Below are 19,049 nucleotides of genomic sequence, written 5' to 3'. Positions count from 1 at the left end.
ATCTTTGTATGCCAGGACTCTTTTTCGAAAATCTAAACTGTAACCCATTTCACTTTATGCCTTGTCATGTTGGATTTGGATATTATGACATATTAGTATGATTCTGCTATAGTTTCAGACAATATAGCTTCAGGAAATATAACTTATCATGTGGATTCATTGGATAGCTTATATCCCTACCCCGGAGATGACACAGCGGCACTGTCGTTAAACGGTCAATATATACTGCATGCCTGTGAAGGTATGTTGCCGAGTTTTGTGACCCATTATCCTTATTTTGCAGGATGGTCAGCCGTCATGGCGAATATCAGTGATATTGCAGCAATGGGTGGTCGGGCATTGTCAGTAGTAAACAGTCTTTGGCATACCAGTAATGAATCTGCCCAGCAGCTAATGCAAGGCATACAGGATGCTTGTCGTGCTTATGGTGTGCCATTGGTCGGCGGGCACACCCATCTTGGAGCAGCTTATCAGCCCGCTTTATCCGTGGCGATTCAGGGTATGGCGCGAAAATTACTTTCTGTGTTACATGTTAAACCCCAACAAAAAATTCTGATTGCTTTAAACCTACAAGGGCAATTCCATCCCGATACTACTTACTGGAAATGCTTTGAGCAGGTATCTGGCCACATTTTACAGTCACAAATTGCTTTGCTGCCGCAACTGGCAGAGGAAAATCTGGCTTATGCCGCCCGTGATATTAGCAATGCCGGCATTTTAGGTAGTTTGTTGATGTTGCTCGAAGCTACAGCATCAGGGGCACATATCAACTTAGATGCGATTCCTAAACCTGATGATGTGGAATGGTTTGAATGGCTGCAAATTTTCCCCAGTTTTGGTTTTTTACTCACTGCTGATGCAGACAAATGCGAAGAAATCATCAGGCTGTTTCACAGTCAGGGGATTGCCTGCAAGGTGATTGGTGAAACCAATACCAGTGGTGTAGTTACGGTGCAACAGCAGGAACAGGGCAGCATATTTTGGGATTTTAACCGCCAGATATTTACCGGCTTTTGCTACGCCAACCTTCTGAAAAAACACGCTTTTAAAAAATTACAGTGCAAACCCATACAGACTGAGACTAAGAGTCATCAGTAGGAGCCTATTTTATGCCCAGCGTAAATTTTACTGTGAAGTGGCCTGATGGAAAGCGGATTCAGTATTACTCACCTTCAACGGTGATTTATGAATACCTGTCCATCGGACAGCTTTACTCAGGTACGCAGTTTTTACACCAAGTTGAAAATGGTCTGTATGCCGCATCGGAAAGAGTACGTGCACGTTATGGCTTTACCTGTAGTTCGGCCATGGACAATCTGGCGATGATCAAGTCCCAGGCCAGACTCTTCGGGCTAAATCCGGAAGACAAAATTGAAGTCATTGAAATGACGAATAAATGAGAAGGATGTTCCATGTTAAATACTCAAAATCAAATATTGCAGCCAAATTATGATGTGGTCATTGTTGGTGGTGGTCAGGCAGGTTTATGTATCAGTCACTATTTGCAAAAGGCAGGCATTGACCATGTAATATTGGAAAAAGAATCCGAGTTAACCCATAGCTGGCGTCGTAAACGTTGGGATAATTTCACCTTGGTAACACCTAACTGGCAGTGTCTGTTGCCAGAACACCCTTATCAGGGGAAAGATCCAGACGACTTTATGACGAAGCATGAAATTGTGGAATATCTTAATGAGTTTATTGAAAAAACAAACCCTCCTGCCATTTTAAATATTCAGGTAGAACATGTAAAAAAAGTGGCAGAACAAAAGTTTGTTATTGAAACTAATCACGGCACAACTACAGCCAAACAACTCGTTATCGCGGCAGGTGGATATCACACTCCAATTTATCCAAAACTCAGCGATACCTTGCCTGAACATATAAAAGTGATACATTCGGAAGAATATTTAAATGTAAATCAACTACCTGAAGGTGCAGTGTTGGTGGTCGGATCAGGGCAATCCGGCGCACAGATTGCCGAAGATTTACATTTGGCAGGCAAAAAAGTTTACTTATCGACAGGTGATGCCCCGCGTTGTGCCCGATTCTATCGCGGCAAAGATGTAGTGAAGTGGTTGTTTGATATGGGTTATTACGAAACTACCGTCAAAGAGCATCGTTATAGTGAAGAAGTCCGTAACAGTACCAACCACTATGTCACAGGACGTGATGGTGGGCGTGATATTGACCTGCGCCAATTTGCCTTAGAGGGTATGCAATTGCTCGGTCGTTTTGATGACTTTAAAGATGGTCAACTCTGGTTCAGAGACGATTTATCAGAAAATCTGGACTGTGCTGATGCTACTTATAATCGCATTAATGCCTCAATTGATGAATATTTGGATAAAAACAACATTACAACCGATGAACCTGCATCAGTGTATCAGCCTGTTTGGCATCCTGAGCAGGAAACCACACGCATTGATTTAGCAAAAGAAAATATTAATTCAGTGATTTGGTGTATCGGTTTCAGACCAGATTATTCATGGATTGATTTAGATATTTTCCAAGCCAGCGGTTACCCAAACCATGACCGTGGAATTACCCTTGATCCGGATGTTACGTTTATTGGTTTGCCATGGTTATATACATGGGGTTCCGGCCGTTTTATGGGGATCGATCAGGACGCTGCCTATGTAGTACAGCATATTGGGCGACAAATTCACATCAGTGCAAAGGCTGGGAAATATAGATCAGAAAGTGACAATGTTGCCTTTGAAACAGGTTTAGTGCCCTGAACGTCATTCAGGTAACCTGTCGTATTGTAAGTGAAGCACGTCACAAGCAGGAAAACAAAAAATCAGCGGTTACAGGCAACTCACCCTGTAACCGCACCATCAGAGAAACCCAGAGGATTCAGGGATTACTTGCTGGTATCCAGTTCCGGGAAACTTTTCACCATATCATCAATCGCTTTCAACTGCATCAGGAATGGTTCCAGTTTTGCCAGTGGCAGTGCTGATGGGCCATCACATTTCGCATTTTCCGGATCAGGATGAGATTCAAGGAACAATCCCGCAATTCCTACTGCCATACCGGCTCGTGCCAGTTCAGACACTTGCGCACGACGACCGCCAGAAGCAGCTCCGAATGGATCACGGCATTGCAATGAGTGAGTAACGTCGAAAATGACAGGTGAGCCATTAGTAGCCTGTTGCATGACGCCAAAGCCCAACATATCAACCACCAGATTGTCATAACCAAAGTTACTGCCACGATCGCACAGGATGATTTGATCGTTGCCACCTTCTTTAAATTTTTCAACGATATTTCCCATCTGTCCCGGGCTTACAAACTGAGGTTTCTTGATGTTAATAACGGCCCCTGTTTTCGCCATTGCTTCAACCAGATCGGTCTGACGGGCAAGGAAAGCAGGAAGCTGAATCACATCAACCACATCTGCAACAGGCTGAGCTTGCGCAGGTTCATGTACATCAGTGATGATTTTCACACCGAAAGTCTGTTTCAGTTCCTGAAAGATTTTCATCCCTTCTTCTAAACCCGGCCCACGATAGGAATGGATAGAAGAACGGTTAGCCTTATCAAAAGACGCTTTGAAAACATAAGGAATGCCCAGTTTTTGCGTTACGGTCACATAGTGCTCACAAATACGCATGGCCAAATCCCGTGATTCAAGAACGTTCATACCACCAAAGAGTACAAAAGGCAGATCATTTGCGACCTTGATGTCACCAATATTAACCACTTTCTGTTGCATGCTTATACCTTCTCTTGTTAAGGGTAAATAAATTTGCTGTATCTATAAAAATAAACAGGTCGCTGAGAAATCCCGCCTGATGAAAACATTAATGAAAAACAAAAACATTAATGAAGAACAATCTGCCTCTGCTCAATGGAATTAATCTGCATTTTTAGCATTTCTGAGATAGGATCTTCAGGGCAATGCTCCACAAAATAGCTCAAATCCGAAACAGCAATGTGATTGCAGTCGAGTTGTGCATAGATAAGCCCCCGGTCGCGGATTTCATATGGATCATCGGGGTCAAACATCAACACAATTTCGCTGGCCTTGAGTGCTAACTCCATCTTTTTCTCTTCCATCAGGGAAACTTTGATGGTGTCAGTGACTTTACGCACAATGCTGATGTTATCCGCTTCCTGTAAGTCTTTCTTTTCCAGGCGAATAGTTGGCCCAATATTGCCTTTTAACCAGACATCAAGTATATGTTCGTTGAGCGTATCGCCATTCATGGGATTAATGAACCATGCTGGCTCATCAACTAAATCAGCCCGTAAGATTAGCTGTGTCGGGAATATAACAGGCTGTACCGGCAAATCCAGCGCCTGAGCAATGTGTGAAAATAGCGTCCCCAATGCCACGGGTGCACCCTGACGTGAATGCAGTACGCTATCCAACCACAGGGTATCAGACAAACAATACACGCCATTTGCCCCGCCGAATTTCCATTCGCGGTAAAAAAGTGTCAACAGTGACTGCAATTTTACTTTGGTGTCGGTAATAGAAGAAAGTTTCTGCCGGGCTTCTTCAACCAATGCAGCTAACTGTTCAGTCACCAACCTTTGAGGAAAATCAGGACGAATGGCCCGTGTCACCAGAATAATACCGTCAATCAGGGGAGCATTATTGAATTCATAATTAACTATGGTTTTCATTTTTATTCCATCGACCTACCGTAATACGTTCGTTACCACCATAATCCTGAAAAGTTGCTATCTGCTGATAACCTTTTTCCAAAAATAGGTTTCTGACAACGATTCCCTGTTTCCAGCCATGTTCCAATAACAGCCACCCGTTTGGTAACAGGAAATGGCGAGCCTGCTCCACAATTGTCTGCAAATCTGCCATGCCATTTTGGGCAGCGATCAATGCAGTGGCCGGCTCAAACCTGACATCTCCTTCACGCAGATGAGGATCAAGCTCATCAATATACGGAGGATTACTGACTATCATATCAAATTGTCGACCTGCCACCGCAGAAAACCACGTACTTTGTAAAAAATTCACATTGTGAAAAGACAGTTTTTCCGCATTTTTTTCAGTATTGTGTTTCGCCAATGCCACTGCATCAGGGTTAATATCAACCCCTGTTACGCGACAATCATGTCGCTCACTGGCTAAAGCCAAGGCAATTGCCCCCGTTCCCGTACCAAGATCCAAAATCTGTGCGGGTAAATCGGGCAACAATTCCAATGCCTTTTCAACCAGACATTCCGTGTCAGGGCGTGGAATCAGGGTCGCTGGTGATACAGAGAGAGGCAATGACCAGAATTCACGCTCACCTACAATATAAGCAACCGGCTCCCCCTGAATGCGGCGAGCTAACAAGGCTTCAAGCTGGTCAGCTTCTTCTGCTGAAATTGGTGTTTCATTGAATGCAATTAAATAAGTGCGGGAACGCCCTGTCACATGTTGCAACAAAATTTCCGCATCACGTTTAGGGCTGTCACTTTCGGTCAACTGCATGGCTGCATGCTGGAGCCAATATTGATAATTCATCAATCCTGCTCTGATAATGCAGATAGCTGGTCTGCCTGATATTCAGTAATAATAGGCTGGATAAGCATATCCAGTTTGCCTTCCATGACTTCTTCCAGACGGTATAACGTTAGGTTGATGCGGTGATCGGTAACTCGCCCTTGTGGGAAGTTATAAGTCCGGTTGCGATCTGAACGGTCGCCGGAACCGAGCAGATTGCGACGTTCTGAAGCCTCGGCTTCATGACGTTTTTGTGCCTCGGCAGCACGGATGCGCGCAGCAAGCACAGACATCGCTTTTGCCTTGTTTTTATGCTGGGAACGCTCATCCTGACATTCTACGACAATGCCGGTTGGCAGGTGGGTAATTCGAATTGCAGAGTCAGTGGTATTGACGTGCTGACCACCCGCCCCGGAAGAACGAAAAGTATCAATTTTCAAATCACCGGAACTGATTTCCGGTAATTCTGCTTCAGGGATTTCTGGCAAAACAGCCACAGTACAGGCCGACGTATGGATACGTCCCTGAGATTCGGTTTCTGGTACGCGCTGGACACGATGGCCACCTGATTCAAATTTCAAGTGACCATAAACTTGCTCACCAGAAACTTTGGCAATGACTTCTTTGTATCCACCATGTTCGCCCTCATTGGCGCTCATGATCTCTACTTTCCAGCGACGGGATTCTGCATAACGGCTATACATGCGGAATAAATCTCCGGCGAATATCGCAGCCTCATCCCCGCCGGTTCCTGCACGAACTTCCAGAAAACAATTGCGTTCATCATCCGGATCTTTAGGCAATAACAGCACCTGTAATTGCTGTTCTAACTCTTCATTACGAATTTTTGCGTCTTTGAGTTCTTCCTGCGCCATTTCCCGCATTTCGGGATCATCAAGCATCATCTCGGCTGTTTCGATATCATCCTGAACGCTTCTCCAGGCTCTAAAACAGTTAGTCACATCAGTAAGTTGAGCATATTCCTTTGATAATGCACGAAAACGCTCCTGATCAGCGATCACCTCAGCATCGCCGAGATGAGCCAAAACTTCTTCATGGCGTTCTTGTAATGCTTCCAATTTAGCGACAATAGAAGGCTTCATTCGTAATATCAGACCTTATTTAGAATAGGGTTAGTTATGATCCAGCCCAAGGCTGTCCCGTAATAGATTCAGGCGTTCCAAATCGCCATCACTGGCAGCCTGTTGGAGAGATTTAGTTGGTGTATGAATCAGACGATTCGTCAATTGGTGAGTCAACTGGTTAATGATCTGTTCAGCATCAGCGCCCTGTTTTATAGACATCAATGCCTTTGCCGTCATTTCAGCCCTGATTTTCTCTGCTTGTTCCCGGTATTCGCGAATTGTATTAACTGCCCCCTGAGAACGCAACCAATCCATGAAGTGGCTGCTCTCTTGTTGCACAATGCCTTCTGCAACAATGGCTGCGGCTTTACGCTGAGCGAGGTTTTGCTGAATGATGGCCTGTAAATCGTCAACACTGTACAAATAAACATCACTTAATTTTTCAACATCCGGCTCAATATCACGGGGAACGGCGATATCAATCAGCAACATCGGCTGGTTGCGACGTAATTTCAACGCCCGTTCAACCATACCTTTACCAATAATCGGCAATGGGCTGGCGGTGGAACTGATCACAATATCAGCTTCAGACAACCGGGTATCGATATCCGGCAGGGAAATAACTTCGGCATTAACTTCACTGGCAAGCTTCTGCGCCCGCTCTTTCGTGCGGTTGGCAATCATCATGTGACGCACCCCATGTTCTTTAAGGTGGCGTGCTACCAGTTCAATCGTTTCCCCTGCTCCCACCAGCAGGATAGACAGTTGAGAAAGAGATTCGAAAATTTGCCGGGCAAGTGTACAGGCCGCAAACGCCACAGAAACGGCGTTGGCACCAATTTCCGTTTCTGTTCTGACCCGTTTAGCTACCGAGAAAGATTTTTGGAACAGACGCTCCAACTCACCTGATAAGGACTGATAATTTTGCGACTCAGCGAATGCTTTCTTCACCTGCCCCAAAATCTGGGGTTCTCCCAGTACAAGGGAGTCGAGACCACTTGCAACTCGCATTAAATGACTGACAGCTTCATCATTCAAATGCCAATAGAGACTTGATTTCAAGTCTTCAGGATTGAGCTGATGATATCTGCATAGCCAATTAATTAACTGTTCTTTAAAATTATCCTGCTGTTCAACGCTGAGATAGAGCTCTGTGCGGTTACAGGTTGACAGCACAACACCGCCCCGCACCAGCGGTTGCCGGAGCAGGTCATCAAGTGCAAGCCCTATCGTGTCAGGAGAAAAGGCTACCCGCTCACGTAAAGAAACAGGCGCTGTTTTATGGTTGATACCAAGTGCTAATAAAGTCATTTTAACTGCGTTGAGTTATCACGGGGATCAAATTCATGATGATATTAATAACTATTCTCATAAACTCACACCCTTCATAAGGACTCTCATTGGATGGGCATTTTACTTGATGCGTCAGTGCAATAAAAGTCAATCAGACAGTTATGCGATAATTTATTCGAGAATTCTTACCAAATTTTCGCTAAATTAGCCTCTTGATTATAGACTTGGATGGCATGTCCTATACCCAATAAATGTCCCGATAGATTTCAAGTTTCAGACTCTCTTATTGCCAAGGGTTACCTTATGAAAATGTCTTCGTTTTTCCGCTTGCTTCCCCTCTCCGCTGCCTTACTGACTGCCTGTACAGTCACGCAACCTCCCACTGGCACCGGATCAGCGGATACCCCACAATGGCATGGCCGTGAACAAAAATTGCAGGAATTAGAGCATTACCAGATCCGGGGTTCTTTTGCTTATCTGGCAGATGAAAAAAAAGTGTATGCACGTTTTTTCTGGCAACAATATTCGCATGATAATTATAAATTACTGCTGCTCAATCCATTGGGTACGACTGAATTGGAATTATTCGTCAAACCCAATATGATTCAGCTCACTGATAATAATGGTAAAAAATATCTCAGTGATGACCCGGAATCCTTGATTTACCAGCTTACCGATATGAATATCCCTCTGGATAACCTTAAAAATTGGATTATTGGTTTGCCCGGTAATGCCAAAGATTTTCAACTGGATGCGAATTACCTGCTTAAATCCGTAAGTGATCAACAAAATGGTGAAATTTGGCGGGTAACTTATCAGGGATATGATATGTCCACGATCCCAGCCTTACCTAATCGCCTGGAACTCATGCAAGGAAAAAACCGCATAAAACTAAAGATGGATAATTGGACAACACAATAATGACTTTAACCTGGCCATCTCCGGCAAAATTGAATTTATTTTTGTATATCACAGGACAACGCCCTGATGGTTACCACGAACTGCAAACGCTGTTCCAATTTTTAGATTATGGCGATGAAATCACCATTACCCCCCGTCAGGATAATCAAATCCGTCTGTTGACCCCTGTTGAAGGAGTAGCCCATGACGATAATTTGATCGTGCGGGCTGCCCGGTTATTGCAGCACCATTTAAAATCACACCAAATGGGCACCGAACATTCAGGGGCTGATATCCACATTGATAAGTGCCTGCCGATGGGCGGAGGATTGGGTGGCGGTTCTTCCAATGCCGCAACGGTATTAGTTGCCCTGAACTATCATTGGCAAGCTAACCTATCCGATGACGCATTGGCACAACTGGGGGTTAGCCTTGGCGCAGATGTTCCGGTCTTTGTCAAAGGTCATGCTGCTTTTGCCGAAGGCATCGGAGAAAAACTTCAACCCGCCTCACCGGAAGAAAAATGGTTTCTGGTTGCTCACCCCGGGATTGAGATCTCAACCCCGACGATCTTCACAGATCCTGAATTAAAAAGAAATTCTCCGATTCGTGCTCTACCCGCATTATTACAGGCACCATTTGCAAATGATTGTGAGCCAATCGCAAGAAAACGTTTTCGTGAGGTTGAACAGCTTCTTTTATGGCTGTTAGAATATGCACCGTCACGCCTGACCGGAACCGGTGCATGTGTTTTCGGCGAGTTCGAATCTGAAGCATCGGCCCGTAGGGTGTTAAATCAAGCCCCAGAGTGGATGCAGGGCTTTGTTGCGCGTGGCGTTAACATTTCTCCGTTGCATAAATTCCGCTCTGGGATAACTGTGTTATTGAACCAATGAGCAATGTTTGTTTGATTGGTCAACAATATCTCTTTGGACGCAAGCCTGAGGTTTATCCCGTGCCCGATATGAAGCTTTTTGCTGGTAATGCTACACCTGAACTAGCACAACGTGTTGCTAACCGCCTGTACACTAGCCTGGGAGACGCTGCCGTCGGTCGTTTTAGCGACGGTGAAGTCAGTGTTCAAATCAATGAAAATGTACGCGGTGGTGATGTTTTCATCATCCAGTCGACCTGTGCACCAACCAACGACAACCTGATGGAATTAGTCGTTATGGTCGATGCCTTACGTCGTGCTTCTGCTGGCCGTATTACCGCTGTTATTCCTTACTTCGGTTATGCCCGTCAGGATCGCCGTGTTCGTTCAGCTCGTGTACCTATCACAGCCAAAGTTGTCGCGGACTTTTTGTCCAGCGTTGGAGTAGACCGTGTTCTCACTGTTGACCTGCACGCCGAGCAGATCCAGGGCTTCTTTGATGTTCCGGTTGATAATGTATTTGGCAGCCCAATCCTTCTGGAAGACATGCTACAGAAAGATCTGGAAAACCCTATCGTTGTCTCTCCAGACATCGGTGGTGTTGTCCGTGCCCGTGCGATTGCCAAACTGCTGAACGATACAGATATGGCTATCATTGATAAACGTCGCCCACGTGCAAACGTTTCTCAAGTTATGCATATCATTGGTGATGTTGCTGGCCGTGATTGCGTTCTGGTTGATGACATGATCGATACAGGCGGCACTCTGTGTAAAGCGGCAGAAGCATTGAAAGAGCGCGGAGCGAAGCGGGTATTTGCTTATGCAACCCACCCTATTTTCTCCGGTAATGCAGTGGAAAACATCAAGAACTCCATGATCGATGAATTTATTGTCTGTGACACCATTCCTCTGTCTGATGAGATCAAGGCGTTGAACAAAGTGCGTACTCTGACACTGTCCGGCATGCTTGCTGAAGCTATTCGCCGTATCAGCAATGAAGAGTCTATCTCTGCTATGTTTGAGCACTAATGTTTAACGTGTAACGTTGAAATTAAGCGTTAACTTATTCAAGTGATTAAATAAATCATTGCCTAAGAAACCCCGTTACTGCGAATGCGGTGACGGGGTTTTCTGTTTATTTTACATCCTATTAATTAATGATTCCCCCATAAATTAATAACCATCATTAATCTTAATTTTCTGAAATTAATTAATTTTATCAATTACTTAACCATGTCACCATCAGCTCTTTTCAAATATTTCATTGCGGAATTTATCAACAATAAAAAGAATCATCTTCTGCAAATATAATCAATTATCTGGTACGTCCAGTTGACAAAGCCTCTAACAATACTGGTGTCGCTGAAAAGTTACTGCTAACCTGTGAATCGGTTTATGACAGCGATTTTTTTTACTCGCTAATATCACTAGTAGATATTATTTATAAACTAAAAAATAAATATTATTAATGTGATCAGATATCAGCATTGAAAACTAACGTGATGGATTTTTTCTTGTTGAATCCAATAAGGCCATATTTTCACAGGCCATGTTCAGGGAAATATTTAAACGCGGAATGTATTAACACATCACATGTATATGAAAAATTCGAATCAATATGGAATATCGTTCACAGGAAACCATACTTAATCTAGGACAGTCATTATCAATAAGTTAACTGTCTGACTTAAATTTATTTTGAATATCCAATACATCAGCATCTCCTGTTTCATTAAAGGAGAGGCTCCGGATGCTTTTCATTCAAAAGCGATATGCTGATCAATAAAAAACTACTGTTAAGGAGAGTGCCAATGAAAAAGGCATTTTTATTTACACCTGCACTATTAGCGCTTTCAATCAATGCCGTTTCTACTGCCTATGCTTATGATCAGGTTTATGTTTTTGGTGATAGTTTGAGTGATAGTGGGAATGAAGGAAGATATACGACAGATCAAAAACAGATATATGCTGAGTATATCGCTAAACACATTACGAGGACTGACCTAACTCGCTCTGACGATGGAGGGACTAATTATGCCCAAGGCGGTGCTACTTCTATCAAGGAATATAGTGACAAAAAACTAAGCACACAACAGCAGATAGATGATTACCTGAATAAACATAATAATAAAGCTGATCCTAACGGCATTTATATTCACTGGGTAGGCGGTAATGACCTTGCTGCTGCTTTAGAAAAAGGTCAGAAAAATCCACTAGATGCTTACATGGTTGTTGAAAAAAGTGCAAATGCATCCGCTGAACAGATTAGCAAACTTGTCAATGCTGGTGCAGGATTGATTATTGCTCCTACCGTTCCCGATGTTGGTACTACTCCTAAGTTACTGGAAGGGCTACTAGCAACGGGTCTAAAAGATAAAAGGGTTTCCAAAGACAAAATCATTTCTGTTTTGCAAGAAGTCCATGCAGAAATTAACAAGCATGAAATCCCCAATGATACAGCCCGTGATTTTGCTCTGAAAAAAGTTTTTCATGTATTGGCAGAAAAAGCGGAAAAAGAAAAGTTAATTCCTGGGGCATCAGCTAAAGAAATTGAAAAAGAACTTATAGAGCAATACGAAAAAGCGAATAAAGGTGCTTCAAAACTTACTGATACATACAACAATCTGGTCGATGAAAAAATCAGCCAAAGCAATGGCAATATTCTGCGTGCTGATGTCAATGGTCTGTTACGTGAAGTCATGTCTAATCCACTGAACTATGGTTTCGACAATAACCTTGGCTATGCCTGTGGTGTCGGCGTAAATGCTGATAAGTGTACTTCCCAAAAAGAAGGCGAAAATTTCGATTCCAGCAAACAGTTTATTTTCTCTGATAATTTCCATCCATCACCACTTGCACACAAAATTATGGGTCAATATATTGAATCCATTTATGTAGCACCATCGCTGGTATTGACATTGAATCAAGTCAACCGTGCACCAGTTAAGAGTGCCCTTTCCTCCCTTGACGGTCACCTGCAACAACTGCGTAGTGGCAGCAATCCTCAAGGTAAAATTGGTGTTTTCGGTGGCTTCACTGGCACCCGGGATAAAACTTTTACACTGGGTAGCGATTATCAGTTGATAGATAACCTGCTCTTGGGGGCAATGTACTCTAGCTATAAAGAAGAACGCTCGCCAGTTGCTGATTTCTCTTACGGAGGTCGTGGGCATGTTTTTACAGGTTACGCGCTATGGAACTATTATAGTAATGGCTGGCTAAGTGGTGATGTCCATTATTCACATACCAATTATGACAGCCTGACCCGTACCATTCAGCTTGGCAAGGCCACACTCAGAGAAATAGGTTCAACCACAGGTAAACAGTGGGGAGCTCGTATCACCGCAGGTTGGGATATTCCTGTTACCAACTATCTGACTACCAGCCCAATTATCCAGTACGCTTGGGATAAAGGCGATATCGACGGCTATCGTGAATCCGGCAACAATAGTACTTCCATGCACTTTAGTAATCAAAACTATACTTCTGAGGTTGGCACACTAGGCTGGCGAGTGGATACTAATTTAGGCCGTTTCAATCCTTACGCTTCTGTCCAGTTTAATCACCAATTTGGTGATACAAGCTATAAGCTGCGTAGTGCCATTAATTCCACTAAAACTTCTTTTGTAACGAAAAGCGGCAAACAAAGCACCAATTGGCGTCAATATACTGTCGGCGTGAATGCAAACCTGACCAGTAAACTGCGTGGTTTTGCTTCTGTGACCCGTAATGACGGCAATGCTCAAGATCCTAACTATAACTTTAGCTTAGGCCTTAACGCGAGTTTCTAATTCTGTATAGATAAAACGATGTAATCGAATTATCGAAAAACAGACACAGACAACTCAATAAGAAACGCAAGGCCGTAATATCGCTGTCTTGCGTTTTTATTTTTTCTTCGTTTAGTTTTCATATAAACACACCAACATCATGTTGACTCTTCATATAAGTAGATAGAAGTAGCATCGAACCTGCCTGAAATCATCAAAAAATCCATCAGACCTCAAACCAAAGATAATAGTGAACCATTCTTTCTGGAGAACGAGGATGAAAAAAACATTTTTTTTAATATCGACCACGACAGCATTTTTATTTAACTTCATTACACATGCCCATGCTTATGACAATGTTTATGTTTTTGGCGATAGTCTAAGTGATGGCGGTAATGTAGGAAGATTTACAACGGATGGCAAAAATTCAGAACTCTATGATGAATATATAACACGTAAAGTCACCGGAAAAAAACTAACCCCATCCAACAATGGTGGAACTAATTACGCACAAGGTTGTGCAACTGCCAATGGCGCATTAACAGGATTGTGTAACATCCTGGGGAATACGACACAAAAGCAGGTCGATAATTACCTAAAAAACCACTCTGGGCGAGCAAGTTCTGATGCTCTATATATACATTGGGTAGGGGGAAATAATATCGCTGAAGCTTTGGAGTTTGTAGCAAAAGGTGATAAAAAAACGGCACAAAAAATTATCAATGATAGTTCCGCCTCCGCGGCGTCACAGATCAACCAACTCACTAAGGCCGGCGCTGATTTGATTATTGTACCGAATGTGCCTGATATTGGTACAAGCCCCAAAATTATGGAGGCTGTACTACAGGGGGCCTTGAAAAAAAGCAAAATTCCTGATGAAAAAATTTTCCAGATTCTGAAACAAACCCACCAGGCTCTCAGTAAATACCCTACACCGAATGCCGCTACCCGGCGTCAAGTTATTGAGGGTGTTTTTAAAAAGATCGCTGAAGGCGCATCTCCCCAAGATCCAAAAAAAGCTAAAGAAATCTATCGGCAACTGATTGAGGCCTATGATCAAAACAGCAAAATTGCTTCCCAATTGTCTGCTGAGTACAACCAAAAAACAGAAGATCAGCTCGGTAATGGTAATATTCTCCTTGCTGATACCAATCTCCTCTTACGAGAGGTGATTGAAAACCCAACTATTTATGGCATTGACAATACCCTTGGTTATGCTTGCCCACAAGGCAAATTGGCCTCGCGTTGTTCTTCTTCTGACCCCGAGTTTGATAAAAACCAGTCATACTTGTTTTCTGATAGTTTCCACCCGACACCTGAAGTGCACCATGTCCTCGGTCAGTACATTATGTCAATCTATAACGCTCCGCTACAAGTGATGGGGTTGAATTACACCAACCGCATTCCTGTTACAAACGCCTTAAACTCACTTGATGGGCATCTGCAACAACTTCGCAATAGTCATAATGCCCAAGGTAAAGTTGGTGTATTCGGTGGTTATACAGGTAATAACAATACCACGCTCATATTAGGCAGCGATTATCAACTAACAGATAATCTACTATTAGGAGCAACCCTTTCACATTATCGTAATGAACAAGATTTAACCCCGAATTTCAATTATGCGGCTACGGGTCATGTCGTAACAGCTTATACACTATGGAACTACAACAACAACGGTTGGTTAAGCGGTGATCTTCATTATTCGCGCACCCATTACGATAACCTATCACGTTCTATCCAACTTGGTCAGGCCACACGCAGAGAATCAGGTTCAACCACCGGCAAGCAATGGGGTTGGCGGATCACAGCAGGCTGGAATATCCCTGTCACTGATTATCTGACCACCAGCCCAATCATCCAATATAGTTGGGATAAAGGAAGTATTGATGGCTATCATGAATCTGATAACAACAGTACCTCTATGCATTTTGGAAGCCAGCATTACACGTCTAAAGTTGGTTCTATTGGCTGGCGGGTAGATACGCAATTAGGTCGTTTCAATCCTTACGCTTCTATCCTGCTCAAACACCAATTCGACAATGAACGCTATGCACTCCGCAGCGCGATCAATTCAACTAAAAGGGCTTTCATTCAACGGGGAGAACAACAAGATAGAAACCGTTTTCAATACACAATCGGGGTTAATGCCAACCTGACTAATAACTTTCGTGCATTTGCGGCCGTATCACATGAAAAAAGCAATAGCGTATCGAATCATAACTATGATTTAAGTCTCGGTTTCAATATCAGCTTTTAAGATGTGAAGTACAGGATAAAACCAGAAAAAATGCAAAAGAAAACCCACAGACAGAATAAGGCGGTAATAAAACACCGCCTTATTCAAACTCATTAGATTCCAACAATTAAAACAATCACGGATGTCTGTACTTTTTACGACGATAACGCCCATCATAATTCTTCAGCCACCAATATTTGTCAGTAACCTGTTCCCGACCGCCAATATTGGCACCGGCCAACCAAATAAATGCGCCAACAAATAATCCCATTAGTGCAATGCCTGACAGTAATTCAGATTGCCCGAAACTGAAAATATGACTGAACAATACATAAGCCAAACTGATTAACATTGCCGACATTCCCAGTCCCATGAGAATATTGCCAAAAACAAAAGCCTTTTTACGCCTCATAACCAACCTCCAATACTTTTTGTGAACGCCAATGCGTAAAAACAACGAACTCAAAAGCACGAAAGTAGATATCTTCTTTTGTATTAATTATAGCCTTGTGACTTAAAAGGTTATTGCGGCCTTGATCACAAGCCGCATAAATTTAGACTTAACCTTTTACATTTCATTGAAATAATATTTATTAAGAACACTATTAATGAATTTTGTACTCAAGCCTTGAGATGGGTAAACTAACCCTCTTTTTTGTTTTATTGCCAATAAGCGAATCTAAACTGTGAGTAACATAAAATTAATCGTTGGCCTGGCAAACCCCGGTGCTGAATATGCACAGACCAGACATAATGCCGGAGCATGGTTTGTCGATTTGTTAGCACAACGCCATAACCAGTCTCTGAAAGAAGAGAGTAAATTTTTTGGCTATACAGCCCGCATCAACATCAACGGACAAGATATCCGCCTGCTGGTGCCCACGACTTTCATGAACCTCAGTGGCAAATCTGTCCTTGCCCTTGCAGGTTTCTACCGCATTCAACCAGATGAAATTCTGGTAGCCCATGATGAGTTGGATCTCCCCCCCGGTGTGGCAAAAATGAAATTGGGTGGCAGCAACGGCGGTCATAATGGTTTGAAAGACATCCAAAACAAGTTCGGCAATAACCCTAACTTTCATCGCCTGCGTGTTGGTATCGGCCATCCGGGGGATAAAAACAAAGTTGTGGGTTTCGTACTTGGCAAACCGCCTGCCAGCGAGCAAAAGCTGATTGACGATGCCATTGATGAAGCATTGCGCTGCACCGATATCCTCATCAAAGATGGTATACCCAAAGCGATTAACCGTCTGCACGCATTTAAAGCCAGCGCCTAGCTGAGAGTGCGTGGCGCAGCCGACTATTGCGTGTATAATGGCGCCAATTTTGTATAACTCACCGACAGGCCTATGCCCGTTGGTTTATAAGTGATCTAAGGTGATAAATTTATGGGATTCAAATGCGGTATCGTTGGCCTGCCTAACGTTGGAAAATCTACATTATTCAATGCGCTGACCAAAGCAGGTATCGAAGCAGCAAACTTCCCGTTCTGCACTATCGAGCCAAACACAGGTGTTGTGCCGATGCCAGACTCACGTCTCGACCAACTGGCTGAGATCGTCAAACCACAGCGTATACTGCCAACCACGATGGAATTCGTGGATATTGCTGGTCTGGTAAAAGGTGCCTCAAAAGGCGAAGGTCTGGGTAACCAATTCCTGACCAACATCCGTGAAACAGAAGCTATCGGTCATGTTGTACGCTGTTTTGAAAACGACAACATCATTCACGTTGCTGGTCAGGTTGATCCTGCTGCTGATATTGACGTTATCAATACTGAGCTGGCACTGTCAGATCTGGATACTTGCGAACGCGCTATCCAACGTGTACAGAAGAAAGCCAAAGGTGGTGATAAAGATGCCAAAGCAGAGCTGGAAGCGTTGGAAAAATGTCTTCCTCACCTTGAACAAGCCGGCATGCTGCGCTCTTTAGACTTGAGCGTGGAAGAAAAAGCCGCTATTCGTTATCTGAGCTTCCTGACGCTGAAACCAACCATGTACATTGCCAACGTCAATGAAGATGGTTTTGAAAATAACCCATACCTTGATACCGTCCGTGCCATTGCGGAAGCTGAAGGTTCGGTTGTTGTCCCTGTTTGTGCTGCCATTGAATCCGATATCGCAGAACTGGAAGACGCTGACCGCGAAGAATTCATGGCTGAACTGGGTCTGGAAGAACCGGGGTTGAACCGTGTTATTCGTGCGGGTTATCGACTGTTGAATCTGCAAACTTACTTTACTGCTGGCGTAAAAGAAGTTCGGGCCTGGACTATTCCGGTCGGCGCGACAGCTCCACAGGCTGCGGGTAAAATCCACACCGATTTCGAAAAAGGCTTTATCCGTGCCCAAACGATCGCATTTGAAGATTTCATTACTTACAAAGGCGAACAAGGCGCAAAAGAAGCCGGCAAAATGCGTGCAGAAGGGAAAGATTACATCGTTAAAGATGGCGATGTGATGAACTTCTTGTTTAACGTCTAAGTAAAATCCGTTGTCTCATGAAGTTTCATTGAATCTCAGAAAGACTAATAAAACTCATAAAATCCACGCATTTGCGTGGATTTTTCATTTCAGAACCACAGGTAGTACACGTTTAAACGAGATGGGATATCGGCCTGATGCTATCGAGGCTCAGCTTGCTCATGCTGATACCAATAATGTTCGCCGCACATATAACCATGCAACCTATCTTGAAGAGCGGAAAGTTATAATGCAGGATTAGGCGGATAAACTGGACAAGTGGGCAACAGAGTTCAATTAAAACTTGATTACACATAATGAACCACAACAATATGACTCAACGCCCGAGCATCCCTGACTACCCGCTTTGTGCCAAGAACGGGCATTGCAACATCATGGATGTATACCTAAGCGGTGGTCATTGAGCGTTCCTTTGGTTGGAAAAATCTCTGCGGTTGTGGAAGAACTGCGAGAGGTATTTGAATACCAGCCTTCGGTTCGTAAATCTGGCATTCCTTGTCGTGCTATTGCGCAGAAGAAATACTGAGTAAGCTCTAAGTGGGTAACCCTTCACCAGTCCCCCATTGACACAAAAATGTGATGTTTATCGCTTGATCCGCTTTTCCCTGTTGCTTGATCCTGCCAGTCAGGTAACCTTTTCACCCATGAAAAAGAAGAAGCACTTTACCGCTGAGCCACCCGAAGTGAGCAACATCAGCGAAGCCAATGCCCTTATCCGGGAGCTCTGGGCCAAACTGCGAGAATACGAAGACCGGCTGGCACTGAGTTCGCGTAATTCCTCGCGTTCCCCGTCCAGTGATACGCCTCAGGCACGGGCTGAACGGCAAAAGTTAAACGCCCTGGTCGCCGAAATCAGGCTGGCGCTCAGCCAGGCCACACAGGGCACCGCAGACCACTGAGTGCATTGAAAGACACGGATACGATCGTTCGCTGTCTGCCCGATGACG

16 protein-coding genes and 3 pseudogenes are annotated in these 19,049 nt (G+C 43.8%); 13 read left to right on the top strand and 6 right to left on the bottom strand.

Annotated features, from left to right (window positions below; translation table 11 throughout):
- Positions 1-150: 150 nt before the first annotated feature.
- The 3 genes from AAC854_RS17155 to AAC854_RS17145 are packed head-to-tail and all read left to right on the top strand — an operon-like array spanning position 151 to position 2,741.
- A complete protein-coding gene (locus AAC854_RS17155) occupies positions 151-1,098 on the top strand; it encodes a sll0787 family AIR synthase-like protein (RefSeq protein WP_340618187.1) in 948 nt (315 codons plus the stop codon).
- Positions 1,099-1,109: 11 nt separating this feature from the next.
- Positions 1,110-1,400 carry an MSMEG_0570 family nitrogen starvation response protein gene (locus tag AAC854_RS17150; RefSeq protein WP_340618186.1) on the top strand — a complete coding sequence of 97 codons (291 nt, stop codon included), beginning with the start codon at positions 1,110-1,112 and terminating at the stop codon, positions 1,398-1,400.
- 12 nt (positions 1,401-1,412) lie between these two features.
- Positions 1,413-2,741 (top strand): MSMEG_0569 family flavin-dependent oxidoreductase, encoded by a 1,329-nt coding sequence (locus tag AAC854_RS17145; protein WP_340618185.1) that lies wholly within the window; start codon positions 1,413-1,415, stop codon positions 2,739-2,741.
- Between the two features lie 125 nt (positions 2,742-2,866).
- On the opposite strand, the gene kdsA is transcribed toward AAC854_RS17145, so the two are convergent.
- The 5 genes from kdsA to hemA all read right to left on the bottom strand — a co-directional run bounded on the left by kdsA (position 2,867) and on the right by hemA (position 7,857).
- Complete coding sequence (kdsA, locus tag AAC854_RS17140) at positions 2,867-3,721, bottom strand: 3-deoxy-8-phosphooctulonate synthase (protein WP_340618184.1); 855 nt, start codon at positions 3,719-3,721, stop codon at positions 2,867-2,869.
- A gap of 107 nt (positions 3,722-3,828) precedes the next feature.
- The gene (gene sirB1, locus AAC854_RS17135) at positions 3,829-4,638 is read right to left on the bottom strand and encodes an invasion regulator SirB1 (RefSeq protein ID WP_340618183.1); all 810 of its coding nucleotides are present in this window, start codon (positions 4,636-4,638) and stop codon (positions 3,829-3,831) included.
- On the bottom strand, positions 4,622-5,482 hold the full coding sequence (gene prmC / locus AAC854_RS17130) for a peptide chain release factor N(5)-glutamine methyltransferase (RefSeq protein ID WP_340618182.1): 861 nt from the start codon (positions 5,480-5,482) through the stop codon (positions 4,622-4,624). The genes sirB1 and prmC overlap by 17 nt, the downstream gene beginning before the upstream one ends.
- The gene (gene prfA / locus AAC854_RS17125; protein WP_340618181.1) at positions 5,482-6,564 is read right to left on the bottom strand and encodes a peptide chain release factor 1; all 1,083 of its coding nucleotides are present in this window, start codon (positions 6,562-6,564) and stop codon (positions 5,482-5,484) included. The genes prmC and prfA overlap by 1 nt, the downstream gene beginning before the upstream one ends.
- Before the next feature lie 30 nt (positions 6,565-6,594).
- Positions 6,595-7,857: a glutamyl-tRNA reductase gene (gene hemA, locus AAC854_RS17120; protein ID WP_340618180.1), complete on the bottom strand. Its 1,263-nt coding sequence runs from the start codon at positions 7,855-7,857 to the stop codon at positions 6,595-6,597.
- Between the two features lie 285 nt (positions 7,858-8,142).
- On the opposite strand from hemA, the gene lolB reads away from it, so the two are divergent.
- The 5 genes from lolB to AAC854_RS17095 all read left to right on the top strand — a co-directional run bounded on the left by lolB (position 8,143) and on the right by AAC854_RS17095 (position 15,643).
- A complete protein-coding gene (gene lolB, locus AAC854_RS17115) occupies positions 8,143-8,760 on the top strand; it encodes a lipoprotein insertase outer membrane protein LolB (RefSeq protein WP_340618179.1) in 618 nt (205 codons plus the stop codon).
- The gene (gene ispE, locus AAC854_RS17110) at positions 8,760-9,635 is read left to right on the top strand and encodes a 4-(cytidine 5'-diphospho)-2-C-methyl-D-erythritol kinase (protein WP_340618178.1); all 876 of its coding nucleotides are present in this window, start codon (positions 8,760-8,762) and stop codon (positions 9,633-9,635) included. The genes lolB and ispE overlap by 1 nt, the downstream gene beginning before the upstream one ends.
- Before the next feature lie 59 nt (positions 9,636-9,694).
- On the top strand, positions 9,695-10,642 hold the full coding sequence (gene prs / locus AAC854_RS17105; protein WP_013184260.1) for a ribose-phosphate diphosphokinase: 948 nt from the start codon (positions 9,695-9,697) through the stop codon (positions 10,640-10,642).
- Between the two features lie 782 nt (positions 10,643-11,424).
- Positions 11,425-13,404: an autotransporter outer membrane beta-barrel domain-containing protein gene (locus tag AAC854_RS17100; RefSeq protein ID WP_340618177.1), complete on the top strand. Its 1,980-nt coding sequence runs from the start codon at positions 11,425-11,427 to the stop codon at positions 13,402-13,404.
- A 256-nt stretch (positions 13,405-13,660) separates the two neighbouring features.
- Complete coding sequence (locus tag AAC854_RS17095) at positions 13,661-15,643, top strand: autotransporter outer membrane beta-barrel domain-containing protein (RefSeq protein ID WP_340618176.1); 1,983 nt, start codon at positions 13,661-13,663, stop codon at positions 15,641-15,643.
- Positions 15,644-15,758: 115 nt separating this feature from the next.
- On the opposite strand, the gene ychH is transcribed toward AAC854_RS17095, so the two are convergent.
- A complete protein-coding gene (gene ychH, locus AAC854_RS17090; RefSeq protein ID WP_047964725.1) occupies positions 15,759-16,034 on the bottom strand; it encodes a stress-induced protein YchH in 276 nt (91 codons plus the stop codon).
- Between the two features lie 274 nt (positions 16,035-16,308).
- Between ychH and pth the strand changes: the two genes are divergently transcribed.
- From pth to AAC854_RS17065, 5 genes and pseudogenes are all read left to right on the top strand, one after another.
- Complete coding sequence (gene pth, locus AAC854_RS17085) at positions 16,309-16,899, top strand: aminoacyl-tRNA hydrolase (RefSeq protein ID WP_340618175.1); 591 nt, start codon at positions 16,309-16,311, stop codon at positions 16,897-16,899.
- Positions 16,900-17,010: 111 nt separating this feature from the next.
- The gene (ychF, locus tag AAC854_RS17080; RefSeq protein WP_340618174.1) at positions 17,011-18,102 is read left to right on the top strand and encodes a redox-regulated ATPase YchF; all 1,092 of its coding nucleotides are present in this window, start codon (positions 17,011-17,013) and stop codon (positions 18,100-18,102) included.
- Positions 18,103-18,106: 4 nt separating this feature from the next.
- A pseudogene (locus AAC854_RS24360) lies at positions 18,107-18,343 on the top strand (tyrosine-type recombinase/integrase); the annotation flags it as partial.
- A gap of 163 nt (positions 18,344-18,506) precedes the next feature.
- Positions 18,507-18,632, top strand: a pseudogene (locus AAC854_RS17070) (IS5/IS1182 family transposase); the annotation flags it as partial.
- A gap of 114 nt (positions 18,633-18,746) precedes the next feature.
- Positions 18,747-19,049, top strand: a pseudogene (locus AAC854_RS17065) (DUF6444 domain-containing protein); the annotation flags it as partial.

It is taken from the genome of Xenorhabdus entomophaga (assembly GCF_037996725.1).
GTDB classification, from domain to species: domain Bacteria; phylum Pseudomonadota; class Gammaproteobacteria; order Enterobacterales; family Enterobacteriaceae; genus Xenorhabdus; species Xenorhabdus khoisanae.
This window is presented reverse-complemented; position numbering and strand designations above follow the sequence as displayed.